This is a genomic window from Roseofilum sp. KMC-1 (genome assembly GCF_057802075.1).
In genome coordinates, this window is sequence record NZ_CM173605.1 from 3,117,089 (window position 1) to 3,141,116 (window position 24,028).

Consider the following 24,028-nt stretch of genomic DNA (forward strand, 5'->3'; position numbering starts at 1 on the left):
CCCTACCCACCAAAGGCAAAGGGAAAGACTAACTTTAGAGCTGCGGTCAATAGAAGATTGACCAAGGAAACCGGTAAAAGGAATTTCCATCCTAAATCTAACAGTTGGTCAATCCGCACGCGGGGGAGAGTCCACCGACAGAGAACAGCAATAAACACCAGTAAATAGGCTTTGAAAATCACCATGGTAATTCCCAAACTGGCCATCAAGACTTGTAACCAGGGGGTAGTTTCGGGTATGCCTAACCACTGAGCCACTTGCTCAATCGGAATAATAAATTCCCATCCTCCTAAGTATAGGATGGCTACGAGCAGACCGGAGAGTACCAGGTTGACATAGGAGCCGAGGTAAAACAGGGCAAATTTCATGCCGGTGTACTCGGTTTGATATCCAGCTACTAATTCTTCTTCGGCTTCAGGTAAATCGAAGGGTAGGCGCTCGCATTCGGCTAAAGCAGCAATCCAGAAAATGATAAAGCCTACGGGTTGCCGCCAGATATTCCAACCGAGGATGCCATAACCGGATTGTTGATCGACAATATCGACGGTACTCAGGCTATTAGACATCATCACGATCGCCAGTACGCAGAATGCCAAGGGAATTTCATAGCTAATCGATTGGGCGGCTGCTCGCAGTCCTCCTAACAAGGCATACTTGTTATTGGAGGCATAGCCTGACATTAATAAGCCGATGGGGGCAACACTGGAAAGGGCAATCCACCAAAAGATGCCTATTCCCAGATTGGAGATCATCAGGTTTTGTCCAAAGGGCACAATCAGAAAGGACAAAAAGACCGGAATCACCACTAGGGCTGGCCCTAGGGTAAATAAAATCGGATCGGCTTTATCGGGGATGATATCCTGTTTCAGGAGTAGTTTCAGACCATCGGCAACGGGAACTAAGACCCCAAAGGGGCCCATATATTCGGGGCCAATGCGCTGTTGAACAGCCGCCGATACTTTTCGCTCTAGCCAGGTGGTGACTAATACGCCCACGGTTGCGCCCACCAGAACGACTAACATGGGTAGGGGAATCCACAAGGCTTTGGCAGCTCCCTGGGGTAGACCGAAGTTAGTCAGCAATTCGATAAAACTTCTTTGTAAGTCAATTCCTAAATTCATCTTTCCTCGCGATTCCAGTGAAAGGAAGTCAGACTTCCTTTATGGATTTTAGAGTTTATTGAGGGTTTTTTGGGTTGGATCTGCTAATTAGACCCATCAACATGGTTCCTATTTGACCATAAATAGTCCCCTGGCGGAATGGGGAGAGACCTGGCGGCCGGCGATCGCTCTATCCAAGCTGAGGTTATGTAAGATCAAAATAATGATAGGAGCGATTAAGGAAAAAATCGATGACTAGACAGCGTTGGGATGATGAGCGGTTAGACCGTTTAGCCGATCTGATTGAAAGTAATGCTCGTGCAACCGATAGACATGAGCGCATTCTGGAAAGTAATGCTCGCCTGATTGAAGCTCTAACCCATGCCTCAGCAGAAACGAGGGAAAAGCTGGATCGATACGATCGCCTGATTGAAAGTCATCATGAGAGAGCCGAAAGACACGATCGCCTGATCGAAAGTAATGCTCGTGTGATTCAAGCTCTAGCCAATGCCGCAGCCGAAGCCGGGGAGGAGCGGCGACAGTTATTTGAGAGAATGGATCAACGACAAGAAGAGATTCGGAGACTCCAAGAAGAGACTCGTGGACTGCAAACGGAGAATCGGCGCATCCTGGATATTCTGCTTAATCAACAGGAGCAGGAAGATGATGCTGCCGATGACTGAAATCGACAAGGGGACTTGATATGACTCAGAAAAGGGGTTAACCCGCAGATCCAGGTTAACCCACTTCTATAGAGAGTATAAAGAGGAAGTCTAATGACGAGATCGCCCTCTGAGTTATCGTTCAGACATGGGAAGATACTCAGCCTCATGGTTCCCCACATAGACCTGAGTCGGTCGGAAAATCCGGTTTTCTCCCAGTTGTTCTTTCCAGTGAGCCAACCAACCCGCCACCCGTGCCATGGCAAACAGGGGGGTGAATAAATCGCTGGGGATACCCATTTTTCGATACACCAGTCCAGAGTAGAAGTCTACATTGGCATAAATGCCTTTGCCTCCTAACTTTTCTTCTACAACCTTTTCGACTTCAACGGCAATATCGTAATAGCGATCGTGCCCTTTTTGCTTAAATAGCCGTTCCGCTAATTCTTGCAAAATTTTGGCTCTGGGGTCTTTGACTTTATACACTCGGTGGCCAAAACCCATGATTTTCTTCTTGTTGGCAATACAGTTTTCAATGTAAGGCCGTACATTATCCACTGAACCAATTTCCTCTAGCATTTCTAAAACTTCTTCATTGGCTCCTCCATGGAGAGGCCCGGCTAGGGTTCCAACCGCAGAAGCAACCACTGCATAAGGATCTGTGAGGGTGGAAGCAGTGACTCGCGCTGAGAAAGTTGAGGCATTCATGGTATGTTCGGCATGAAGGATCATGCTGGCATCGAATACCCTGGCGGCGATCGGATCGGGGACTTCTTCGGTCAACATATATAAGAAGTTAGTCGCATAATCCAAATCATCGCGCGGTTGAATGGGATCATTTCCCTTACGCATTAACTTAAACGCCGCTACCATGGTGGGTAACTTAGCAATTAAGCGAATCACGGCATCCCGAATGTATTGAGGGTCATCCAAAGCACGACGGGAATAAAATAAGCCTAATGCTGCTGCTGAGGCTTGCAGAGCATCCATGGGATGTCCAGATTCGGGAAAGCATTTCATCATGTCCCGAATCCGGTATTTAATACGTCGATGATGACGAATTTCGTCTTCAAACTGCGCCAATTCCTCTTTGGTGGGGAGTGTGCCCCAAATGAGGAGATAGGCCGTTTCAATAAAGTTGCTTTTGTGGGCTAGTTCGGTAATGGAAATGCCTCGATATTCCAAAAGCCCTTTTCCCCCATCAACATAGCTAATGCCTGATTGACTTGCGGGAATGCCTTCTAACCCTGGCTTATACTCACAAGCGATTGTCGCCATAGTTTTCTTTACCATGCCTGTGAAGTGTACTGTCTCAGAGTACCAGAACCATTTAGAAAATGTATGCCCATTTACACAAAATTCCAATTCTGGAAAAAATTCTGATCCTAGAACCCCACCGAGCCTTCTCTAGTCATCCCTTCGGCTATCTTCGGCTAATAACAATATCTGCCATCCTGTTTCGTCGTTTGTTCATGGGATGTTCGCATGGCTCCCAATAAGGTGGAGACAATCACGCACCGCAGAGGTCTGTGCTTATTGTCTGGATCGCTATCCTTAAAGCCTACTGTAATTCTACCTAGTTGACCGTTGGGATGACCGTGATGATTAAATTGCATCCGCCAGATGCCTTTATTTACACCACTGGTATATTGATAAAATGTGGTTTCATTTTGATTATTGCCATCGATAATGAGCATATTCCGATCTAAATCTTGCCAATTTAAGTGGGTTAAATCGGAGCCATTGGGTAATCGTTGATGCACGCTATATTGGGGATGGGGGTTATTCCGAAAACTGGTTTGCCACACGATTTTGTCCCGTTTGGCGTTGCTTTGGGCTTCTTTGAGGGCGAGATGAATCTGTTCTCTGGCTAAGTTGAGGCGCTGAATCTGGACGAACCGCAAATAACTCGGTAGGGCGATCGCCATTAAAATACTGATTATGGCAATCACCACCAATCCCTCAATCAGGGTAAAACCTGATTCTCTGCACCCACTTCTCAACATTGGTGACTGGAATAATTATGAAATCAGTACACCCATAAATTATACCATAATCCCAGAACAATCACCCTACAGAATCTTAATTTTGACTTAAATTGACTTGTTCGACCGTTAAATTAAGGGTTTCAGCCACCTCTGCTGCGCTCAGTCCCATGGCTAATAAGCGAGAAACTGCTGCTTGCTGAACTTGTTGAGCGCGAGATTCCGCTTCCTGAGCGCGTTCTCGCTCCTGTTGAGCAAGAGATTCCGCTTCCTGAGCGCGAGACTCCGCTCGTTCAGTCCGCATCTGTTCGAGCGCCGTTTGCTCCCATCCCGTCAGCAACAAATTCCCCTCACTATTCCACCATCTCAACCAAAGTTGGTGCTGATTCTGATAGTTTCCTTGCCATAAGCCTAACTCTACTCCCAATTGCTCAATGGGATAATGTCCCCGCTCATTCGGACTCATCCGTTGGTAAGAGCCACGAATTAGGTTATAGACTTCTAATTCTCCCGTTTGAATCACATAAATCCCATAATAGGGAATGCGGATAATATTCTCATACACCCAAAACTTTCCCGGTCGTTTTCCCTCATCTAAATTTTGTGGCGATAAAGCCGTTGTATCTCTCTCTTCGTCCCCATTACCACTAGCCAATTCTATGGCAATTAAGGGAGCAATAAATTCCCGCCACAAAACGTAAGAACGGCGGTATTTTCCATTAATATCTGGAGGGACATTGGGCACGTAAAACCAATCTGGTGCTTCTGCTCCCTCTTGGGGTGGGTTGGTTTCCCGCCAATAAATGCCACTATCCTGACCGATCGCATATTGCCCATCTGGATGTCGTTGTTCTAAAATTGGCCCCAAGGAATCCGTCAGTAAAATACTCTGGGGATGCTCCTGAAAGTTTTTCACAAAAGTACCATCCTCCTCTGGCAGTTGCGTATGGTCAGGGAAAGGAGGCGGTAATATAATCTTTTCGGCACTTTGAGTCATAGCACAATCCTCCTCTGCGCTTCGGCTGCGTCGCTTCTCTTCATTGTAGTGCGTTGGAGGTTGATAAACAGTAGTGCGTTTGATTGAGGCCACTTCTTAGCGCTTCACAAAACCTCTCCTATCCTCCCCTTCTCCCGTGGGAGAAGGGGCAGGGGGATGAGGGCAAAATGTTTACCCATGGTTTAGGATGGCGATAAAATCTCAATTAATAATGAATAATTATTCATTATTAATTGTTAATTATTCATTGTTCCCTCTAGCTATATTGATTACTAGAAGCCGCATCAATTTCTAAATTAAACAACATATTCAAGGTTTCCATCGCTTGCTTACGGGCTTCAATATCCTGTTGCGCTCGCAATTGCACCATAGGATCATGAAGAATTTTATTCACAATTCCACGGGTGAGTGCTTCAATCACTTCTTGGTGTTTTTCTGCAAACTCAGACCCCAAACGAGAAAGGGCTTTTTCTAACTCTTGCTCGCGAATGGTCTCAATTTTATGACGCAAACAGTTAATCGTGGGTACGGTTTCCAGACTACGCCACCACACCTCAAAAGCTTCGACTTCTTCTTCTAATAAGCTTTCCGCTTCCATCGCCATTTGACGGCGACTTTCCTGATTTTGGGCCACCACTGCCTTCAAGTCATCCACATTATAGGGTTTGACTGAGGGCAACTCACTCACATCAGCAGCCACATTCCGAGGAACGGAAATATCAATCAAAGTTAAGGGCTTTTCTGGGTTAACAATTGGCTCTAAATTAGCACGATTTAATAAGGGTTGAGTTGCTCCGGTACTGGTAAAGACTAAATCCGATCCCTGAACGACTTCTAGCATCTCTCCCATGGGATGAAGAGTGATAGAAACATCACTAAACTTACTCGCCAACTCTTCAGCTCGCTGCATAGAGCGATTGACGATACTAATTTGAGTCCCGCCTTTAGAAAGTAAGTGCTGCACCAACAACCGGGACATTTTACCCGCGCCGATAATGGCAATCTTGCATTCTTCCAGGCTTTCCAGTTTCATTTGTGCCAGTTCAACGGCTGCTGAACTAATCGAAACGGCTCCTGTACCAATATTGGTTTCTGTGCGTACCCGTTTCCCCGCAGTAAGGGCTTGTTTCATCAAGCGGTTGAGAATCCGACCCACACCTTTATACTGTTGACCGAGTTTATGGCTTTGTTTAACTTGGGATAAAATTTGCCCTTCACCGAGTACCAAGCTGTCTAATCCGGCTGCCACACGCATTAAATGCATAATTGCATCTTCATGGAGGAGGATAAACAAGTGAGGACGCAATTGAGCCAGAGGCAGTTGGCTATGTTCGGAAAGAAATTGGGTAACTTCCCAGACTCCCTGTTGATTGTCGCCGATGACCACATAAATTTCTAAGCGGTTACAGGTGCTGAGAATGGCTACTTCTTCGATATGAGGATAGAGCTTGAGGGTGGTTATGGCTTGTTCGAGTTGGGGTTCAGGAATACTGAGTTTTTCGCGAACTTCAACGGAGGCTGTTTTATGACTTAAACCGATAACTGCAACATTCATTTTTTAATGTTTGTTAATGGCAACTTGCTAAGATTTTGGGCAGATTATAAACGAAAGATAGATCCAATTAAACTGAATACTCTTCAGTTTAATTGGAGGGGTAAGCACTCCTATCTTAATTGGATGCTTTTTGGTGAGTCAAACAGATGAACGGTGTCTACAAACCGGGCGGTTTTAGACTGACTGGAAATGACCAAGCTGTGAGTTCTTGCGCCACCATGGAAATAGCGTACACCGTCCATGAGGGTTCCTGGGGTAATGCCGGAAGCGGCAAATAAGACGGTTTCTCCACAGGCGAGTTCTTCAGCATTGTATACGCGATCGGGATCTTCAATGCCCATGCTGTGTAGACGTTCGAGGTTGGTTTGTTTGCTTTCGCCAATTAAGCCGGTTTTGACGATTTCTGGATCGTAGATCAGTTGCCCTTGGAAATGACCGCCTAAGCAGCGCATGGCAGCAGCAGAAATGACTCCTTCGGGAGCGGCTCCAATTCCCATTAAGGCGTGGATGTTGGTTCCCGAAAAGGCACAGGAAATGGCGGCGGATACGTCTCCGTCAGCAATGAGGCGAACGCGAGCGCCAGCGCTGCGAATTTCGTTGATCAGGTTTTTGTGACGGGGGCGATCCATGACCACAACCACGAGTTCTTCTACGGAGCGGTTGAGGCACTCAGAGATGAGTTTTAGGTTTTCGGTGGCCGATTTGCGGATGTCTACATGGTTTCTAGCGGCTGGAGGAGCGGCGAGTTTTTTCATGTAGAAGTCAGGAGCGGCGAAGAGACCGCCTTTTTCGGAAATGGCGAGTACGGCCATGGAACCGGGTTGACCGTAGGCGACGAGGTTGGTTCCTTCGCAGGGGTCAACGGCGATGTCAATTTCGACTAATTCATCGGGGTTGCAGTATTCTTTGGCATCTTCGCGGGAGCAAATGCCGACTTCTTCGCCGATGTAGAGCATCGGAGCGTCATCCCGTTCTCCTTCTCCGATGACGATGCGTCCGCGCATGTGGATTTTGTTCATCCGTTCGCGCATGGCTTCTACGGCTACTTGGTCAGCAGTATTTTTTTCTCCTTTTCCCATCCAACGAGCGGAGGCGATCGCCGCTTGTTCAACGACTTCTATAATTTCTAATCCCAACGTAGTCTCAATCACGGTTTTTCTCCCTAGAGGTAATTCAGTGAAATGCTTATATTTAGCCGGTTTCAGTGTATCAGTCTATCAGAGTCTGGGGCCAAAGTTCGACGAGAGAGTCTCTGAGATTATGTTAAGTTTTGCATCTTCTGGGCGTTTGGCTCAAATCTCCTATAATTAATCGACAAAGACTCACTTGAGCTAAAAACTACAGGAGCCATACCATGTCTGAAACTCAAGGAAATTCAGAATCTCCTAAACCGGTGGAAACGGTGGTGGAAAAGAAAGAGGACACCAGCTTTCTGGAACCTCTGCAAACGAAGTTGGGCAATATCTTGGGCAGTTGGCAAGTCAAAGTAGGACTGGCAAGCGTGGTGCTGATGGCGATCGCTCTGACAGTTTTCTTTTGGCAACATGAAGTGGCTGGTTTAGGGATGAGGCTCTGGTCATCACAAGCAGGCGCAAACCCCATTGAATGCATGGTTAAAGATACCAATGGCGATCAGTATGTAAGCTGTAGCGCCATTCTCAACGATCAGGTTGTGCCACTAGAGTGTGGCGCAAGTATCTTTAATATTGGCTGTCGGATCAACTATGGCGCAGCCGCCCCTGGGGCCCGAAAATCGAGAGATTAGACGGAGAACAGGGAACAGGGAACTGGGAATTGGGAATTGGGAATTGGGAATTGGGAACAGGCAATTTCTCCCCATCCCCCCATCTCCCTATCCCCCCACTCCCCCACTCCCCCACTCCCCCATTCCCCACTCCCACCCAATAAGAGCGCTATCATGGTTACCAAGAAATATAAAGATTTGTAACATGATCGGCTTTTCCTCCCCTGGCTCCCAGAGTCTGTTTAAAAAACTGCTATTGGGCAATGAACCCACCCCAGAATTACTCGGCATTTTGCTGGTGTATTTCGTCCAAGGGGTCTTAAGTCTAGCCCGATTAGCCATTAGCTTTTTTCTCAAAGACGATTTAGGACTCTCTCCCGCCCAAGTTGCGGCCTTGACTGGCGTAGCCGCCCTCCCTTGGATCGTTAAACCCCTGTGGGGCTTTATCTCTGATGGTTTACCCATTTTCGGCTATCGTCGCCGTCCCTATCTGATTTTGTCCGGTTTGATGGGCAGTTTATCTTGGGGACTGTTGGCAACAGTAGTCGATAGTGCAGGAGCAGCGACAGGGGCGATTGCCCTTAGCTCCCTCTCCGTAGCCATCAGTGATGTAATTGCCGACTCCCTGGTAGTCGAACGAGGCAGAAGCGAAACCACCAGTCAAGTTGGCTCCTTACAATCCCTCTGCTGGGCAACATCAGCCCTGGGCGGATTAATCACAGCCTACTTAAGCGGATGGCTACTCGAAATCCTCACCCCCCAACAAGTCTTTAGCCTTACCGCCCTTTTTCCCTTAATCGTCGCCATCGCAGCAGCATTAATTGCTGAATCCCCCATCACCGACTTTACCCCCGCTTGGCAGACCATCAAACAACAGGTCGGACAACTCAAAAAAGCTATCTTGCTCCCCTCTATCTGGAAACCCACCCTCTTTCTCTTCCTCTGGCAAGCCACCCCCTCCTCCGACTCCGCCTTTTTCTTCTTTACTACCAACGAATTAGGCTTTCAACCCGAATTCCTGGGCCGCGTGCGTCTATTCACCAGCATTGCTGCATTAATCGGCATTTGGATTTTCCAAAGGTTCCTCAAAGCCGTTCCCTTTCGGAAAATCTTTGGTTGGAGTACCCTAATTGCCGTTCTGTTTGGCTTCACCCCAGTTATCCTCATTACCCATAGCAATCGGCTCTTAGGCATCGGCGATCAATGGTTTAGCCTAGGAGATAGCGTCATCCTCACCGTCATTGGTGAAATTGCCTTTATGCCCGTTCTCGTTCTCTGCGCCAAACTTTGCCCCCCCGGTATCGAAGCCACCCTATTTGCCCTCCTCATGTCCATTGCCAACCTAGCCCATGTTCTCTCCCAAGAGCTAGGTGCTATCCTCATGCATAGCTTTGGCATTACCCCTAACACCTTCGATAACCTCGCCCTACTCGTTACCCTTACCAACCTCTCCTCCCTTCTGCCCCTTCCCTTGCTGAAACTGCTGCCGAGTGACGACACTCTCAGCACCCCACAAGTGGCAGAAAATCTAATCCTTCCTCTTCCAGATGGGGCAAATGACCCGGAAAGCACCCCAGAGCCAATATCAATCGTCAGTTAACTTAAGGTTTAAATTCTTCCCTCTGGTCTCCATCCTTTGATAACCTGATATCAATAATCAAGTCCATGACTACCCATTAGGAACCTGAATTATTAATGAATCCAACTATCACCGCGCTACCTAACCTTGATACAGAAACCCTACACCAACAACTGTCGGATATAGAAGCTAGGGATATCGTTCAATGGGCTGCCAGCACGTTTGGCGAAGGTCTAGCCCTGAGTACCAGTTTTGGTATCCAATCGGCTGTGATGCTCCATTTGGTCACTTCTGTTGTACCCAATATCCCGATTGTCTGGGTCGATACGGGCTATCTTCCCCCAGAAACCTATCGCTTTGCCCATGATTTAACCCACAAGCTGAATCTGAACCTGAAAATTTACCAGTCTCCCATGAGTCCTGCCCATATGGAAGCGATTTATGGCAAGCTCTGGGAACAAGGTACAGTTGAGGCGCTCAATCAATACGATCAACTCCGCAAGGTTGAACCGATGCAACGAGCGCTAAAGGAACTTAAGGTCACGGCTTGGTTAGCGGGTTTGCGCCGCGATCAAACCGATCATCGTAAGCGTTTACAGTTTATCAACCGTCAAGGGGATATTTATAAGGTTTTACCGATTCTCAATTGGAATTCGCGGGATGTTTATCAGTATTTAGTTGCCCATGATCTCCCCTATCATCCTTTGTTCGATCGGGGATATATGACGGTGGGAGATTGGCATTCTTCTCGTCCGCTCAGTTTGGATGATGAACATGAACGAGATACGCGCTTCCAAGGTCTTAAACAAGAGTGTGGGTTGCATTTACCGACGAGTCAAGATGAGGCTCAAAGTCTTGATTCTAGTGGTTTATAAGAGCTATGGTCAAGGAAGGGGATCGGATTCCTCATTCTCCCTCTCCGGTGAAGCTAACCCCTTCTGTATTTTCTCGATTCAGGGGAAAGTTGCCGCCAGGATTGCTGATGGGTTTGGGGTTTACGATTGCTTTTTTAATTCTGGACTTTTCGCCCCTGATGAGTTTACTCTGGGGACTGGTGGGGGGAGTGGCGAGTTGGTGGATTGAAACCTCTTGGCAAACTGAGGAAGAAGTGAATGAGGAGGCTCGTGGTTTACCGACCGATCCAAGGGCAGAAAATAATTCTTTGTCCCAAAATCGCAGGAAGGGAGAAAAGTGGCGGAAGTGATGGTTAGGATGTAGAAAAAATTAAAGGTTAGCAATGTGAAACGTCAAAACTTTTCAAGCGGAACTCCTTGGGAACCTATTGTGGGATATTCACGTGCAGTTCGAGTTGGAAATGAAGTCTGGATAGCCGGAACGACTCCAACTAACGAATTAGGGGAGATTGTTAGTCCTGGTGATGCTTATGCTCAAACAGTACAAACACTAAGAAATATTGAAGCAGCACTGCACAAGGCTGGAGCTAATCTTGAAGATGTGGTACGAACAAGAATATATGTTATCAATATTGAGGATTGGGAGAGGATTGGGCAAGCCCATGGAGAGTTTTTTAGAGAGATTCAACCGGTCACTACAATGGTTGAAGTAAGTCGATTAATTGATCCAAAAATTTTAGTTGAGATTGAAGCAGAGGCGGTGATAGCAGACTACATTTAAGCAATACAAGCTTTTGCCTAGCACTTTGCGCTATATACCCATTACTAGCATGAAGCACCATTATGTTTTTATTTCTCTCTAAGTTACTTCCCTTATTTGTCTACCCGATGGGGCTAAGTTGTGTATTGATGATTGTTTCTTTGGTGCTGTTGTGGAGGTGGCCGAAAAGAGCGGCGATTTCCCTTTCTTTGGCGCTGTTGGTGTTATTGTTGGGGGGGAATAGTTGGGTGAATCGAGAGTTGATTCAGTCTCTGGAGCTGCGCCATATTCCGCCAGATGATTTGCCTGCTGCGGAGGCGATTGTGGTGTTGGGTGGGGGGATTAAGGCACAAGTTTATCCCCGACCTTGGGTGGATGTTTCGGAGGCTGGCGATCGCATTCTACATGGCTCCCAGTTGTATCTGCAAGGGAAAGCTCCCCGGTTAATCCTCACGGGGGGACGCATTGATTGGAAGGATGGGGGGCCGCCAGAATCATCAGATATGGCGAAAATTGCTACTGCTTTGGGGGTTCCCAAAGAGGCGATTTTAGAAGACCCCAGTTCCTTAAATACCCATGAAAATGCGGTGAATGTACGCCAAATTTTGGACAAAGAGGGGATTAATAGGGTATTGTTGGTAACGTCTGCTACTCATATGCCGCGATCGCTCCTCGTCTTCCAAAAACAAGGTATCGAAGCCATTCCCGCGCCTACGGACTTTCTCAGTCCCCCCGGTCGCAGTCCGGCTGAAATCGATACTACCTGGGAATCTGCCCTACTGAGTCTGATTCCCGATAGCAGTCGTCTCCGAGATACGACCAATGCCTTAAAAGAATATATCGGCCTATTTATCTATGGTCTCAAAGGCTGGATTTAAGCCCCAACCTTCTCTGCCTAGCTTGTAAAATGGATCATCTTGTGGTTATGAGTAGAAAGGGAAATAATTAGTTAATCTCATGAACTTAAGAAATAAGGTAGCCCTGATCACAGGTGGTGGCGTTCGCGTTGGCCGCGCTCTCGTTCTGGCTCTAGCAGAAGCGGGCTGTGATGTATTTATTCATTATGGAAACTCAGCTAATGCTGCCTCTGAAGTGAAGGAAAAAGCCGAATCTTTTGGAGTACGAGCAGTTACTTATTCAGCAGATTTAGCGGATGCATCTGCTACCGATAGGGTAATTCCTAAAGCCGTTGAAGTCTTCGGTCAAGTTGATATTTTGATTAATAGTGCTTCTATTTATCCTCAAGAGGATCAATTTAACCAGATTAATATAGAATCATGGGATAAAATTTTTGCTATTAATTTACGCGCCCCATTCCAACTTTCCCAAGGGTTTGCCCAACAGCTTCCCCCGGATAGTCAAGGAAAAATTATCAATATTAATGATGCTCGGATTCCCCATCCTAAACCGGGTAACTTTTCCTATCGATTAACCAAGCGAGGATTGTGGGATATGACGCAAATGTTGGCCTTAGAATTGGCTCCCAGAATTACGGTTAATGCTTTAGCCTTGGGTCAAATTCTTGAACCCCATAACGATCCCGACCCGGAAAAATTCATGCAAGATTATGCCAATCGGAGAATTCCCTTAAAAATTCCGGGAAATCCTCAAGTAGTCACAGATTGTGCCCTGTTTTTACTCCAACAAGATTTTCTCACGGGGAGTACAATTACGCTCGATGGTGGAGAATATCTTTTGAATTAGTAGACAACTATGGAACATCAATTATCATCTTCTCATCGAGCTAATTTTTTGCCTCAACTCGATGAGATAATAGAGCAGCAGAAAGATATAATCGTCAGGGCGAACAAGAAATTGTCAGACGATGGGAAAAACGCCTAAATCTTGATTTCGAGACTAAAGATGGCAATATTGCTATGGCTAGAATCAATATAGAACATCCTTAAACCATTGTTCTAGGCGATCGCCCAATGCTGGCAATGAATATTCTGTTTCTGCTCGTTGGCGACACTGATGGCGATCGATTTGATCAATCCGCTCAATCGCTGCAATTAATTCATCCAGGTTATCGGGTTCTACTAACCAACCCGTTTGACCATCTACCACAATTTCTGAGGGGCCACCGCGACGATAAGAAATGACGGGAGCGCCACAAGCAAGGGCTTCTAGCGCTACCCTACCCAAAGCCTCAACCCACTTATGAGTCATCAGCAAGGCTCGACATTTTCTTAATTCGCTTTGAAAGTCTTGGGTGGGTAAAAAGCCCATATACTCTATAGGCGCATTCGGGTATGTATCGCCAAGCCACTGCCAATACTCTCGATCCTGCATAAACCCAAAAATTTTTAGCTTAATGCCGGTAGTATTAGCCACTATAACCGCATCCTCCAATCCTTTTTTCGCGGTAATTCGTCCCGCCCAAGCAAAACTGTCTTCAGGTTCAGGACAAAAATCATATTGGGAAAGATCGATCGCACCCCCTAAAATTCTAAAAGCTTCAGGTCGTGAATAGGTAGCAGCTTGGGTTCTTGTATGTGCCCCTAGGGTTCCTGGACACAGGGAAGCAACTTGTTCGATCTGGCGATCGATTACCGCGATCGCCGCTCCGATACAAACATAATGAAGAAGAGGACGACTAAAAAAAGGTGACAGGTAAAACGGTAGCCATTCATGACTAAAGTTAATGATCAGGTCATAATCACCCTGAACTTGACGAACATAATCCCATATATTGGCAAGAACTGCATTATTAGGTACGATCGCCGGCCCTCCCTGTTCGGCTGTAGGAATACAGGGTTGGAGTTCTCCCTCCACTTGTTTAATCGGCAATACTTTATCTGTGGAACCTGTGGGCGCAACAATTTGCACTTGATGCTTTCGCCTCATCATTTCTTGGGCAATATTGCACAAATTTAGTTCTGCTCCTCCTACGCCCTCTAAAGGATTGTAGTGGATGGGCACGATTGGGCTAGAAACCAACATTAATTTCATATTTCTATCACCTTAATGGATCTGAATTGGCAATCTTAAACGCTTTGAAACCATTGTTCCAGGCGATCGCCGAACGCTGGTAACGAATATTCTGTTTCTGCTCGTTGGCGACACTGATGGCGATCGATTTGCTTAATCCCCTTGATAGCTGCAATTAATTCATCCAGGTTATCAGGTTCTACTAACCAACCCGTTCGACCATCTACCACAATTTCTGAGGGGCCACCGCGACGATAAGAAATTACGGGAACCCCACAAGCAAGGGCTTCTAGTGCTACGCGACCAAAAGCTTCTACCCACTTATGGGTCATCAGTAAAGCTTGACATTTTCCTAATTGGTTTTGAAAGTCTTTAGTGGGTAAAAAACCCATATACTCTATGGAAACTTGGGGATAGTCCCGGCAGATCTGTTGCCAATATTCTGCATCTTGAAGATAGCCAAATACTTGTAGATGAATACCTGTTTTTTGAGCAGCAGCAACTGCATCTTCGAGTCCCTTTTCTGCTGATATTCGTCCTGCCCAAGCTAAACTATTCCCAGGTTCTGGGCAAAACTGATATTGAGTTAAGTCAATCGCACCCCCTAAAATCCTAAAGGATTCGGCGACTGAGTAGGTAGCAGCTTGAGCTTTGGTATGGGCCCCCAGAGTTCCTGGGCAGAGGTGTGCTACCCTTTCAATCGCCCGATCCATCACACCAGTCCAGGAACCGATACAGACATAATGAAGAACGGGGCATTTAAAGAAGGGTGATAAATAAAACGGCAACCATTCGTAACCAAAATCAATAATTAGGTCATAATTAGCCTGGACTTGATGGGCATAATCCCACATATTGGCCAAAACTGAATTATGGGGAATAATTACGGGGTCGTTATAGGTAGGTTCGGGGATTAAGGGTTGCAGTTCTCCAGGGATTTCTTTGACGGGTAGGGATGGTACTGCGGAGTCTTTAGGGGCAACGATTTGGATTTGATGCCCTCGTTGGATCATTTCTGTGGCGATGGTCTTGAGATTTAGGGCGACTCCTCCCAGACGACCGGAGTTTAAGGAACTGACAGGACTAGAGACAAAAAGTAATTTCATCTTCAAAAATTTAAAGGGTAACTGATTCTAATTCGGGTTTTAACCAATCGGCATGGCCATTTTCGGTCAGGTCGAGAAATTGTTCAAGATTTTGGCATCGTCCGGATTCCATATACTGGCTAAAGAGCCGATTGAGGAGTAAATTTTGAGAAAATTCTTCATAGGCTATTTGCCGAATTTCTGGGGTGAGATCGAGTTTTCCTGCTTCTAATAAGGTGAGGATTTGTTGATAGGAGCGTTCGGCGGTTTCAAAGGCTTTAGTGGATTGGGTAATAGAGTTCTCGCGCTTGTAATATTGATAGAGGGGTTGGGGGTGAATGGCTACTTTTTGGATGCGACTTAGGAGTTCTAGGTTAAAGAGAACGTCGGCTGCAAAGGGAACTTTTGTCCAACCCTGACCCAAAAATTCCCGACGGAAGACGGGGAAGAAGGGAATTCGGGGTTTGAGGATGTCATCGGGGGTGGCAAAGGTGAGGGTAGTGCGATCTGGAAAAGGCTGTTTGTAGAAGATCAATTCTGTATTGTAGACCCCGGTGTTATCAATGGCTGCACCATATTCTAGGACTAAGGGAACCAGTTCTTGCAAACGGTTGGGACTGTAGGCATCGTCGGCATCGAGGTTGGCTAAAATTTCTCCGTTGCTGATTTCGACGGCTGTATTGCGTGCTACGGCTTCTCCATTGCCGATGCTGCCAGTGAAGGCTTGTTTGATGCGGGAGTCGGTGATGCCTTGTTGGGTGAGGAGGGCCAGATAGTTTATGTTATCATCGGAGGCGATCGCCGCTTCCCAATGGGTATAGGTTTGATTAATGAGACTTTTAACCGTAGAGGCGATCGTTTTTGTGGCTCTGTAGGCTGGAATAATAATGCTGACTAGGGGTTGAGTCTTGTCGGACATGATAAAAGTTAGAGCGTTTCTCTACATCAAACCATATTTGCAGTGAATCCCGAAACTGTTTTTAAGTGGGTGTGGAGTCCTGCTTGATAGATAGAGTGACTCCAGAACAGTCTATCTTTTTAACTAATTGGGCGATCGCCTCTCCAGAAATCGGTTCTATCCACTCTGGAGCAATTTCTGCCAATGGGACTAACACAAATGCTCTCTCGGTCATACAGGGGTGAGGTATTTGTAGTTCAGGGGTTGAGAGAATTAAATCTTCAAATAACAGGATATCTAAATCAAGGGTTCGAGGCCCCCAACGTTCTCGACGGACTCTACCTAAGTGCTGTTCGATACGGAGTAAATTCTTGAGTAAGGCTTGAGGCGTTAGCTCTACCTCCAAAATAGCACAGGCATTTAGGAAATCCGGTTGTGCAGGCCCGATCGGTGCAGTATGGTAGTAACTAGAGCAGGTTTGAACCGCAATTCCAGTTGTTTGATCTAGGATGCTTAGAGCGCTGTTGAGGGTCGCTTTCGAGTTACCCAAATTACTTCCCAAGGCGATCGCGCTCAGTGTTGGTTTTTGAGTTTCCTCATGATTGGATGTGACCATCCTTTATTCCCTGGTAGAGAGTAGCGATCGACAGTCTACCAGGTTATTTAAGGCGATCGCTTATAATCTTATTTCGTTGCTCAACTGCTTATTGTGACTCGATTCATTCACGATCAATTCGCCAAAGATTACCTCAGTGAACTACTCTCCCGGTTCGGAACAGTAGAAACCAGTAAAAAGATTGCCTCAGAAGTGCGCGAGGTCGATGTTTGGTTTACTCCCTCCTCTTGCGATCTCGATGTCAGGGAACTCGGATTATTGGGACAACTGATGGCTACTCCAGCACTCTTTGAACCCTTTCGTAATCCCATAACCGCCAATGAGATTCGCACTTGTCTGTTGAAGTTATTCATGGTGCAAGCCAAATGGGAACGGGATCAAGAGAGCAGGAGATTTAGGGAAACTGATCTGCCCAGACTGTGGATATTAACGCCAACCGCATCCAAGAATTTGCTAGATAATGCTCGTGCAAAGGAGGCAGAAAATGGCCCTCTAGGAGTCTATTATTTAGGCGATCTGTATAAAAGTGCCATCATCGTTATCCATCAATTACGGAGAACGCCAGAAACCTTATGGTTAAGACTTCTAGGAAGAGGAACAGTGCAACAACAAGCCATTCAAGAATTGCAGAGCTTACCCCAAACTAACCGATGGCGAGGGAATGTGATAAGATTGGTCTACAATCTTTTAACTATTTTAGCCACGCGGCAAAACCAAGAAGCCGATCGAGATGATGAGGAGCTAATCGTGACTCTAACTCAATTGTATGAAGAGGCGATCGCCCAACTGCGTGAAGAAGGGCGACAAGAGGGAGAACAAGAGGGAGAACAACGAGCAATCCTCCGGTTGATAGGAGATATTTTGCGCGTCCGTTTTCAAGAAGTAGATGAGGAACTGGCAGCCATAGTGGAGGAAATAGCAACTCTGCCATCAGCAGAGTTTACTCCTCTGTTGCTACAACTGTCTCGCGAAGATCTATTAGAGCGATTTACCAAGAAAAGACAATAGGGGGGGATGAGGAGCTAATCGTGACTCTAACTCTATTCTATGAAGAGGCGATCGCCTTGAGTCTCTCTCTGGTTTAAATTCTCCTAGACTTCAAGAATCCCCAACTCCCCAACAATAACAGGCCCAATACAGTAGAAGGCTCAGGAACTGAAGTCGGAATCTCTAGATTCGTTACTGGCGTTGGCGTTGGCGTGGGAGTGGGAGTGGGTGAAGGCGGAGGAAGGAATGCTAAAGGTTCAGAAATACTCGTCAGTTGTATCGGCCCATCATACAACAACAAATTGCTACTATAAGCATACATTCTCATCTGCCCAAAGGCTCCCACACAAGAGGGCCAATCAAATGGACATTGCAAGGTCATAGACAAAGAGGCATAAGCAAAGACAGTGGATGGCCATTGCGAATAAGAAGGGGATGAAGACCAAGGCCCACCGAAAACCGGCATCATCTGCCAAGCATTAGGTAATTTTGTCAGGCTGGCTGTAAAAGTAGAGTAAAGATTAGTCGCAGCTCCAGGATAAGTGGATTGCTTAACCGAAGCAGCGATCACAGTGTCATAGACAGGGAAGGAATTTATAGTTCCTCTGGAAATTAATCGATCCGGATCGAAGGAGAGATCCGTACTTATCCGACCATCGGGAGATTGAAAGTGAAATTGAAGTGCTGAGGTTGCAGAGGCAGTCAAACAGAGACCCAGGCAAGCACCTGTAAAGATTAAAGCAGTAGTTTTGAGGGCAGTCATACCCTTTCCCCGATTAACTCAATAGGTAAAGATACACCTCAGCCATACTAGATTCCCTAAATTCCGTACAATCAGTAAGGTGTTGTTATCTGGCTTCTATGACCTATTGTCTTGGCATTATCACCCGTTCTGGGCTTGTAATGGCGGCAGACTCGCGAACTAATGCCGGAGTGGATTATATTTCCACCTATCGCAAGTTGTTTGATTTTTCCCTACCAGGGGAACGAGTGATTATCTTTTGTTCTTCGGGGAACCTCTCCATTACTCAAGCGGTGATCTCCAGTTTGAAGAAAGATATTAAGGTGCAGCAGGATGTTAACTTGCATTCTCTGCCCACGTTCCATGAAATTGCCCGCTATGTGGGGAGCAAAACCCGCCAATTGCTAGAGCAAGACCGAGCTTGGTTAGAAAAGGATGGAATTGACTACCATTGTAATTTTTTGGTGGGGGGGCAAATTCAGGGAGAAGATCCAGAACTTTATTTGGTTTATACCCAAGGAAATTCTATTCAAGCGACTCCAGAAACTCCCTTTTTACAAATTGGGGAGACTAAGTATGGTAAACCGATTTTGGATCGCATTCTCCGTTCTGATACCCCGGTAGAGGTAGCAGCAAAAGCGGCGATTTTATCCATTGATTCTACTATGAAATCCAATATTTCCGTAGGGCCGCCTATCAATCTGGTGATGTACGAAACTGATAGTTTTGTAGTTCGCCACCAGCTTGAGCTACCCCTGAGAGATCCCTATTTGGGTAAACTGCGTAAAACCTGGGAAGCCGCCCTTAATCATGCGGTGGAAAGTATTCCTAATATTGATTGGGAGTATTATGCCCAGGGAGAAGAGATTGATTTAGCTACAGATTAATCTAAAAAGGCGATCGCCAAATCAAAGTCCATTTGACTTTGTACCTGGGAGCGGTGTAGTGTGCCAGAAACCGGAGCCGTATTTTGGGGAATAGCACTCGCTGCTACGGCAATATGGCCATTGCTGACTGCTAGACCGAGGGTGGGGTCATAACCCCGCCATCCCGCTCCAGGAAGGTATACTTCTGCCCAAGCATGGAGGTGACGGTTTGTCGTATCGCGATCGCCTTCTTGATAGCCACTGACAAATCTTGCCGCTAACCCCATAGCGCGACATGCTTCTATGAACAAAACCGCATAATCTCGACAAGTTCCCCCTTTTTGCTCCCATGTAATGCCCGGAGGAAAGGGATCGCCCGTATCGCGAATATAATAATCGCATTTTTCATAAATGTCCTGATTGATGGCACTGAGAAAGGGGACAACTTGATACTGGACGCGATCGGCTATTTCCATTGCCCAAGTATAGACCCTTGGATCGACCGGACTCGGTAAGGTTCTGGGTGCAAAATAGGGAGATAACCGAGCCAGCAGACTAGAGGAATAATCAATCGGAAATTGAACCGCCCAAGGCTCTAAGAGATAATTAAACGGATTCGTGCAATGGGTTTGGACTTCTGAAGTTGCGGTAATCTTCAGCGCTCTGAGTTCCTGACGGTCAAACCAAATTTTTTCTAGCACATTGCCTTCTGTATCTAGAACAGAGGATTGACCCGTAGGGGGGGGATCGATCTCTAGATGAAAGCGATGCAGGGTTTGTTGACCATCGGAGCGCGATCGCAATCTCAGCCAATGGGGACTCAGGGCCACAAACTCACTATAAGTATACCGAGTAGAGTGGACAATTTTATAGCGCATGTTTTAGCCTTTTCTTGATTTAACACACCGACTCTAAACAGAAATAGCTTTGATAAAGCTGCTCGCCCACAAAATTCAACTCTTGTTGTAAATGATCTACAAATTCATGTAATCCCTGATGAACAATTTCCTCAATGGTAAGATACTCTAACTCCGATCGCAGGCGACCTAGGGCCCGTTCCGCCGGATCGCTCCAGGTGGCTGGCGCTGTACCATTGATTCTATGCAGAGACTGTTCAGAGCGAAACAGACAAGAACGCACTGCACGAGGAAAGTCGCGATCGAGCAATAAAAATCCAGCTACTCCCATGGGAGTGATTTTATGACGGTGTATTTGTTTGCGATACATTTCATAAGCACTAGCGGATTTTAATAAAGCAATCCAATGAATTTCATCTAGAGTTGTACCCACATCCTGAGCTGAAGGCAACAAAATAAAATACTTCACATCTAAAATTCGCGAAGTTTTGTCTGCTCGTTCTAATAATCGGCCAATTAAACCGAAATGCCAACCTTCATTATGGGACATGGTGGCATCCATCAAGCCTGTAAACAAATGGCTACAGCGCTTCACTTCATCATAAAAATCGGATAGCTCCACCATGGAAGTCTCCGGTGAAGCCTCTTTAACCATATAATAAAACTCATTAATCTGCTGCCACATCTCCGAAGAAATGACCTCTCGAATGGAGCGGGCATTCTCACGAGCCATCCATAAACAAGATAGAATTGAATTAGGATTTTTAGCATCGAATGTGAGAAAATGGCGCACGTTCTCCTTCGTGGCTTCCCCATAACGATCCCAAAACACTTGGCGATCGCCTGTAGTAATGACTAACGGTTCCCACTGATGAGCGATACCAACCGGAGAATCCAAAATTAAGGTTAAATTTGCATCAATAAAGCGAGCCGTATTTTCCGCCCGCTCCACATAGCGATTGAGCCAGTAGATTGCATCTGCTACACGACTGAGCATAGTTTACCTGAAACGTTTACCTGAAACAGCAGTAAAATTCTAACTCCCGTATTATCAGATCGTATGGGTAAAATTCTGCTCATTGTAAACGGATCTTAAGTCTAAACTACATTCTTCCCCATCTCACCAACATATCCAACGTAAATCACAAACCTAGTGTGGGGGTTATCACCCCACAGTTAGCCAAAGCAGAAGAGAATAGGGATATAAGATGAGTTGATGACCAAAAGCCATGTTATCTCCAACCGAAAAGTTATCTGACCGCATTTCCGACATTTTTGGCGCAGTGGGTGCAACCGGTGTTGTTTCTTTCGCTGATTACCATACCCTGCAACTAGCTTCTAGTTATTCTCAGCTAGAACCCCATGAGCGCAAGTCCATTAACCGTTTGCTGCGAGCGGTACAGCGAGGTAAAGTCCATTTAATTCCTTCTTCTTTGGCAGGTTAAAGGTTTACCCCAGTGTCCGAAATTGATAATAACTCATACCATCTTTAAAAAAAGAGTATACAATAGCGATCGCTCCTGCACCGATACCACAGGAGCGATCGCCATCATCAACTTGCTACATTACAGATTAGAGTGCCGCCAAATAACCACTGGCAACCCAACCACCACCAGCGAGTTTAGCCCAACCGCTATCGTCAATGTATTCCACATTAACCGATTCTCCATAGCTGAGTCCAGCGATCACCTCAAAGGAGCTATCCCCTCCAGAGCGAACATTTAAACCGGCTCCAGCTACCACCATATGGGAACCCATGGGTACATTAGTGTAAGTTGTCGTGTAAGTCGTCGTCGTGTAAGTCGTCGTCGTGTAAGTCGCGTAAGTACCGCCACCTCCAAGGGCTGCAAAGGTTTGAGAGCCAGCAACACCATCTACGGCTAGACCCATATCATACTGATAATCTGCTACTGCTTTATAAGTGATTTCACCGTAGTAACCGGTGGAACTAACATAGGAAGGGAAGTAACCCGCATTTTTGAGTTGATTTTGCAGCGCCACAACACTCGGCCCCGTGTCTCCATAACTGAGGTAGGCCATGGCATTTTCTGCTGCACCGACAATCGATAGAGTTATACCTAAAGCCAAAATTCCTACAGCACTCTTAGGGAGGGATAAATCAATCGCCTCAAAAGAGCGTAACTGTGGCCCAGGGCTTGTATCTTCATAAGCCAGGGATGCATGGGTCAATGCAAGGGATTCCATCATAGTTTTTATGTCATAAAAAACTCATTACTATCAGCATAGGAGATGGTCTTGAGTTTCGCCAACTCAGGGTTAGCAATAATTAACGAAAATTTACTTATTGTTAAGTTCATGACATTCAACGTCGTTAAACCAACTCATCTCGCAAAACCCAAGTATCTTTACTCCCCCCCCCTTGAGAAGAATTCACCACTAGAGAGCCTCGCTTGAGGGCAACTCGTGTTAATCCTCCTGGCATTACAGAAATCTCCTCACCATACAGAATATACGGACGTAAATCTACATGACAGCCTTCAATATTACCATCCAACAGCGTAGGAACCCTAGATAAACAGAGGGTGGGTTGGGCAATATATTTACGGGGATTGGCCTTAATGCGTTGGGCGAACTCTTCCCGTTGATCGGCTGTAGAATTGGGGCCAACTAACATACCATAGCCTCCGGATTCATCGGCTGCTTTCACTACCAATTGCTCCAGATGGTTTAGCACATAGTCTTGTTGTTTTGGCTCCCAACACAAATAAGTTGGAACATTTTCTATAATCTGTTCTTCGCCCAAATAATAGCGAATCATTTCCGGAACATAGGAATAAATGACCTTATCATCGGCTACTCCAGTTCCTAGGGCATTGGCTAAGGCTACTCGTCCAGCCTGATAGACTTCCATTAAACCGGGAATCCCTAATAAAGAATCCGGATTAAACACAGTAGGATCGATAAAGCTATCATCGATGCGACGATAAACCACATCCACCCGTTGTAGTCCTTTGGTGGTTCGCATTTGTAGGTAGCCATCAACCACTACCAAATCCCGGCCTTCAACTAACTCTACTCCCATTTGCTGGGCTAAAAACGAATGCTCAAAATAAGCTGAATTATAGACTCCTGGAGTTAAAACTACTACAGTGGGTTCTGGGATATGGCTAGGGGCTAGGTTGAGTAAGGCATCGAGCAAACAGCCAGGATACTGATCTACGGGTTCAATATTCATCAGGCTGAAAATTTGAGGAAAAGTGCTTTTCATTACGCGGCGATTTTCCAGGACATAGGAAACGCCAGAAGGACAGCGTAAATTATCTTCTAAAACGTACCATTTTCCATCTTTATCGCGCACCAAGTCGGTTCCTGTAATATGACACCAGACTCCTTTGGGGGGTTTAAGGCCCATGCAGGGTTTGAGAAATCCGGTGGCCGAGTAAATGAGTTCTTCGGGAATGACCTTATCTTTAATAATTTTTTGCTGGTCGTAAATATCAGCAATAAATAAATTCAGACTCTCAATCCGTTGTTTGAGTCCCTGTTCTAGGGTTTTCCACTCCTGAGATAAGACCACGCGGGGAATGAGATCGAAGGGGAAAATCCGCTCAGTTCCTTCTTCTGCGCCATAGACGTTAAAGGTTACCCCCAGCTTGAAGAGTCCAATCTGGGCAGCTTGTTGCCGTTTGTGAAGGTGTTCGCGGGAGAGGTGGTTGAAATGGTCTATGAGGGGTTTACATTCGGGCCGAGGATTGCCATCGGGGCCGAAGAGTTCATCGTAGAAGTCCCCTGGATTGTAGGAATCAAAATTCACACTAATGGATAAAATTCGAGTGGGTTGAATACTTT

General features: G+C 46.2%; 26 protein-coding genes. 11 read left to right on the forward strand and 15 right to left on the reverse strand.

The genetic code is table 11. The features are described from left to right. Positions 1–2 precede the first annotated feature (2 nt). Positions 3–1,121, reverse strand: coding sequence for an NADH-quinone oxidoreductase subunit NuoH (nuoH, locus tag AC3FZD_RS14510; RefSeq protein ID WP_488736721.1), 1,119 nt, complete (start codon positions 1,119–1,121; stop codon positions 3–5). 230 nt (positions 1,122–1,351) lie between these two features. On the opposite strand from nuoH, the gene AC3FZD_RS14515 reads away from it, so the two are divergent. Next, entirely contained in the window at positions 1,352–1,783 is a 432-nt protein-coding gene (locus AC3FZD_RS14515; protein WP_488736722.1) for a hypothetical protein, read from the forward strand. A 114-nt stretch (positions 1,784–1,897) separates the two neighbouring features. On the opposite strand, the gene AC3FZD_RS14520 is transcribed toward AC3FZD_RS14515, so the two are convergent. From AC3FZD_RS14520 to glpX, 5 genes are all read right to left on the reverse strand, one after another. Beyond that, complete coding sequence (locus AC3FZD_RS14520; RefSeq protein WP_488736723.1) at positions 1,898–3,040, reverse strand: citrate synthase; 1,143 nt, start codon at positions 3,038–3,040, stop codon at positions 1,898–1,900. A gap of 155 nt (positions 3,041–3,195) precedes the next feature. Next, entirely contained in the window at positions 3,196–3,768 is a 573-nt protein-coding gene (locus AC3FZD_RS14525; protein ID WP_488736724.1) for a pilus assembly FimT family protein, read from the reverse strand. A gap of 76 nt (positions 3,769–3,844) precedes the next feature. Then, entirely contained in the window at positions 3,845–4,744 is a 900-nt protein-coding gene (locus tag AC3FZD_RS14530) for a Uma2 family endonuclease (protein ID WP_488736725.1), read from the reverse strand. A 256-nt stretch (positions 4,745–5,000) separates the two neighbouring features. Continuing rightward, positions 5,001–6,299 carry a glutamyl-tRNA reductase gene (locus tag AC3FZD_RS14535; protein ID WP_488736726.1) on the reverse strand — a complete coding sequence of 433 codons (1,299 nt, stop codon included), beginning with the start codon at positions 6,297–6,299 and terminating at the stop codon, positions 5,001–5,003. A gap of 110 nt (positions 6,300–6,409) precedes the next feature. After that, positions 6,410–7,447: a class II fructose-bisphosphatase gene (gene glpX, locus AC3FZD_RS14540; RefSeq protein WP_488740350.1), complete on the reverse strand. Its 1,038-nt coding sequence runs from the start codon at positions 7,445–7,447 to the stop codon at positions 6,410–6,412. 206 nt (positions 7,448–7,653) lie between these two features. Between glpX and AC3FZD_RS14545 the strand changes: the two genes are divergently transcribed. From AC3FZD_RS14545 to AC3FZD_RS14575, 7 genes are all read left to right on the forward strand, one after another. Then, a complete protein-coding gene (locus tag AC3FZD_RS14545; RefSeq protein ID WP_488736727.1) occupies positions 7,654–8,064 on the forward strand; it encodes a hypothetical protein in 411 nt (136 codons plus the stop codon). Positions 8,065–8,248: 184 nt separating this feature from the next. Then, positions 8,249–9,643, forward strand: coding sequence for a folate/biopterin family MFS transporter (locus AC3FZD_RS14550; RefSeq protein ID WP_488736728.1), 1,395 nt, complete (start codon positions 8,249–8,251; stop codon positions 9,641–9,643). A gap of 95 nt (positions 9,644–9,738) precedes the next feature. Further along, a complete protein-coding gene (gene cysH, locus AC3FZD_RS14555) occupies positions 9,739–10,497 on the forward strand; it encodes a phosphoadenosine phosphosulfate reductase (protein ID WP_488736729.1) in 759 nt (252 codons plus the stop codon). Positions 10,498–10,502: 5 nt separating this feature from the next. After that, positions 10,503–10,826 carry a hypothetical protein gene (locus AC3FZD_RS14560; RefSeq protein WP_488736730.1) on the forward strand — a complete coding sequence of 108 codons (324 nt, stop codon included), beginning with the start codon at positions 10,503–10,505 and terminating at the stop codon, positions 10,824–10,826. Between the two features lie 35 nt (positions 10,827–10,861). Continuing rightward, positions 10,862–11,257: a RidA family protein gene (locus tag AC3FZD_RS14565; RefSeq protein ID WP_488736731.1), complete on the forward strand. Its 396-nt coding sequence runs from the start codon at positions 10,862–10,864 to the stop codon at positions 11,255–11,257. Positions 11,258–11,319: 62 nt separating this feature from the next. Next, the gene (locus AC3FZD_RS14570) at positions 11,320–12,114 is read left to right on the forward strand and encodes a YdcF family protein (RefSeq protein ID WP_488736732.1); all 795 of its coding nucleotides are present in this window, start codon (positions 11,320–11,322) and stop codon (positions 12,112–12,114) included. A gap of 79 nt (positions 12,115–12,193) precedes the next feature. After that, entirely contained in the window at positions 12,194–12,940 is a 747-nt protein-coding gene (locus AC3FZD_RS14575) for an SDR family oxidoreductase (protein WP_488736733.1), read from the forward strand. A 183-nt stretch (positions 12,941–13,123) separates the two neighbouring features. Here AC3FZD_RS14575 and AC3FZD_RS14580 read toward each other — a convergent pair whose 3' ends face one another. From AC3FZD_RS14580 to folK, 4 genes are all read right to left on the reverse strand, one after another. Beyond that, positions 13,124–14,188: a glycosyltransferase gene (locus tag AC3FZD_RS14580; protein ID WP_488736734.1), complete on the reverse strand. Its 1,065-nt coding sequence runs from the start codon at positions 14,186–14,188 to the stop codon at positions 13,124–13,126. 35 nt (positions 14,189–14,223) lie between these two features. Next, entirely contained in the window at positions 14,224–15,273 is a 1,050-nt protein-coding gene (locus tag AC3FZD_RS14585) for a glycosyltransferase family 4 protein (protein WP_488736735.1), read from the reverse strand. 10 nt (positions 15,274–15,283) lie between these two features. Beyond that, positions 15,284–16,171: a glycosyltransferase family 2 protein gene (locus tag AC3FZD_RS14590; RefSeq protein ID WP_488736736.1), complete on the reverse strand. Its 888-nt coding sequence runs from the start codon at positions 16,169–16,171 to the stop codon at positions 15,284–15,286. 61 nt (positions 16,172–16,232) lie between these two features. After that, positions 16,233–16,766, reverse strand: coding sequence for a 2-amino-4-hydroxy-6-hydroxymethyldihydropteridine diphosphokinase (gene folK / locus AC3FZD_RS14595; protein ID WP_488736737.1), 534 nt, complete (start codon positions 16,764–16,766; stop codon positions 16,233–16,235). Between the two features lie 93 nt (positions 16,767–16,859). On the opposite strand from folK, the gene AC3FZD_RS14600 reads away from it, so the two are divergent. Beyond that, entirely contained in the window at positions 16,860–17,774 is a 915-nt protein-coding gene (locus tag AC3FZD_RS14600) for a hypothetical protein (protein WP_488736738.1), read from the forward strand. 73 nt (positions 17,775–17,847) lie between these two features. Here AC3FZD_RS14600 and AC3FZD_RS14605 read toward each other — a convergent pair whose 3' ends face one another. Beyond that, the gene (locus tag AC3FZD_RS14605) at positions 17,848–18,516 is read right to left on the reverse strand and encodes a PEP-CTERM sorting domain-containing protein (RefSeq protein ID WP_488736739.1); all 669 of its coding nucleotides are present in this window, start codon (positions 18,514–18,516) and stop codon (positions 17,848–17,850) included. Between the two features lie 98 nt (positions 18,517–18,614). Here AC3FZD_RS14605 and AC3FZD_RS14610 point away from each other — a divergent pair, with 98 nt between their 5' ends. After that, the gene (locus tag AC3FZD_RS14610) at positions 18,615–19,382 is read left to right on the forward strand and encodes a proteasome-type protease (protein ID WP_488736740.1); all 768 of its coding nucleotides are present in this window, start codon (positions 18,615–18,617) and stop codon (positions 19,380–19,382) included. On the opposite strand, the gene AC3FZD_RS14615 is transcribed toward AC3FZD_RS14610, so the two are convergent. Continuing rightward, positions 19,379–20,239, reverse strand: coding sequence for a transglutaminase family protein (locus AC3FZD_RS14615; RefSeq protein ID WP_488736741.1), 861 nt, complete (start codon positions 20,237–20,239; stop codon positions 19,379–19,381). The two genes, AC3FZD_RS14610 and AC3FZD_RS14615, sit on opposite strands and share 4 nt — an antisense overlap. A 19-nt stretch (positions 20,240–20,258) precedes the next feature. Continuing rightward, on the reverse strand, positions 20,259–21,215 hold the full coding sequence (locus AC3FZD_RS14620; RefSeq protein ID WP_488736742.1) for an alpha-E domain-containing protein: 957 nt from the start codon (positions 21,213–21,215) through the stop codon (positions 20,259–20,261). 232 nt (positions 21,216–21,447) lie between these two features. On the opposite strand from AC3FZD_RS14620, the gene AC3FZD_RS14625 reads away from it, so the two are divergent. After that, positions 21,448–21,663, forward strand: coding sequence for a hypothetical protein (locus AC3FZD_RS14625; protein WP_488736743.1), 216 nt, complete (start codon positions 21,448–21,450; stop codon positions 21,661–21,663). A 127-nt stretch (positions 21,664–21,790) separates the two neighbouring features. On the opposite strand, the gene AC3FZD_RS14630 is transcribed toward AC3FZD_RS14625, so the two are convergent. Next, a complete protein-coding gene (locus AC3FZD_RS14630; RefSeq protein ID WP_488736744.1) occupies positions 21,791–22,426 on the reverse strand; it encodes a peptidoglycan-binding protein in 636 nt (211 codons plus the stop codon). Positions 22,427–22,550: 124 nt separating this feature from the next. Further along, positions 22,551–23,993 carry a circularly permuted type 2 ATP-grasp protein gene (locus tag AC3FZD_RS14635; RefSeq protein WP_488736745.1) on the reverse strand — a complete coding sequence of 481 codons (1,443 nt, stop codon included), beginning with the start codon at positions 23,991–23,993 and terminating at the stop codon, positions 22,551–22,553. Positions 23,994–24,028 lie beyond the last annotated feature (35 nt).

What these genes read in the sequence shown, in the direction of transcription:
- AC3FZD_RS14590 (WP_488736736.1), bottom strand. Translation starts at nt 16,171, where the DNA reads ATGTCCGACAAGACTCAACCCCTAGTCAGCATTATTATTCCAGCCTAC.
- AC3FZD_RS14515 (WP_488736722.1), top strand. Translation starts at nt 1,352, where the DNA reads ATGACTAGACAGCGTTGGGATGATGAGCGGTTAGACCGTTTAGCCGAT.
- AC3FZD_RS14585 (WP_488736735.1), bottom strand. Translation starts at nt 15,273, where the DNA reads ATGAAATTACTTTTTGTCTCTAGTCCTGTCAGTTCCTTAAACTCCGGT.
- AC3FZD_RS14530 (WP_488736725.1), bottom strand. Translation starts at nt 4,744, where the DNA reads ATGACTCAAAGTGCCGAAAAGATTATATTACCGCCTCCTTTCCCTGAC.
- AC3FZD_RS14610 (WP_488736740.1), top strand. Translation starts at nt 18,615, where the DNA reads ATGACCTATTGTCTTGGCATTATCACCCGTTCTGGGCTTGTAATGGCG.
- AC3FZD_RS14625 (WP_488736743.1), top strand. Translation starts at nt 21,448, where the DNA reads ATGTTATCTCCAACCGAAAAGTTATCTGACCGCATTTCCGACATTTTT.
- nuoH (WP_488736721.1), bottom strand. Translation starts at nt 1,121, where the DNA reads ATGAATTTAGGAATTGACTTACAAAGAAGTTTTATCGAATTGCTGACT.
- AC3FZD_RS14630 (WP_488736744.1), bottom strand. Translation starts at nt 22,426, where the DNA reads ATGATGGAATCCCTTGCATTGACCCATGCATCCCTGGCTTATGAAGAT.
- AC3FZD_RS14520 (WP_488736723.1), bottom strand. Translation starts at nt 3,040, where the DNA reads ATGGCGACAATCGCTTGTGAGTATAAGCCAGGGTTAGAAGGCATTCCC.
- cysH (WP_488736729.1), top strand. Translation starts at nt 9,739, where the DNA reads ATGAATCCAACTATCACCGCGCTACCTAACCTTGATACAGAAACCCTA.
- AC3FZD_RS14575 (WP_488736733.1), top strand. Translation starts at nt 12,194, where the DNA reads ATGAACTTAAGAAATAAGGTAGCCCTGATCACAGGTGGTGGCGTTCGC.
- folK (WP_488736737.1), bottom strand. Translation starts at nt 16,766, where the DNA reads ATGGTCACATCCAATCATGAGGAAACTCAAAAACCAACACTGAGCGCG.
- AC3FZD_RS14535 (WP_488736726.1), bottom strand. Translation starts at nt 6,299, where the DNA reads ATGAATGTTGCAGTTATCGGTTTAAGTCATAAAACAGCCTCCGTTGAA.
- AC3FZD_RS14525 (WP_488736724.1), bottom strand. Translation starts at nt 3,768, where the DNA reads ATGTTGAGAAGTGGGTGCAGAGAATCAGGTTTTACCCTGATTGAGGGA.
- AC3FZD_RS14560 (WP_488736730.1), top strand. Translation starts at nt 10,503, where the DNA reads ATGGTCAAGGAAGGGGATCGGATTCCTCATTCTCCCTCTCCGGTGAAG.
- AC3FZD_RS14570 (WP_488736732.1), top strand. Translation starts at nt 11,320, where the DNA reads ATGTTTTTATTTCTCTCTAAGTTACTTCCCTTATTTGTCTACCCGATG.
- AC3FZD_RS14580 (WP_488736734.1), bottom strand. Translation starts at nt 14,188, where the DNA reads ATGAAATTAATGTTGGTTTCTAGCCCAATCGTGCCCATCCACTACAAT.
- AC3FZD_RS14615 (WP_488736741.1), bottom strand. Translation starts at nt 20,239, where the DNA reads ATGCGCTATAAAATTGTCCACTCTACTCGGTATACTTATAGTGAGTTT.
- AC3FZD_RS14550 (WP_488736728.1), top strand. Translation starts at nt 8,249, where the DNA reads ATGATCGGCTTTTCCTCCCCTGGCTCCCAGAGTCTGTTTAAAAAACTG.
- AC3FZD_RS14545 (WP_488736727.1), top strand. Translation starts at nt 7,654, where the DNA reads ATGTCTGAAACTCAAGGAAATTCAGAATCTCCTAAACCGGTGGAAACG.
- AC3FZD_RS14620 (WP_488736742.1), bottom strand. Translation starts at nt 21,215, where the DNA reads ATGCTCAGTCGTGTAGCAGATGCAATCTACTGGCTCAATCGCTATGTG.
- AC3FZD_RS14605 (WP_488736739.1), bottom strand. Translation starts at nt 18,516, where the DNA reads ATGACTGCCCTCAAAACTACTGCTTTAATCTTTACAGGTGCTTGCCTG.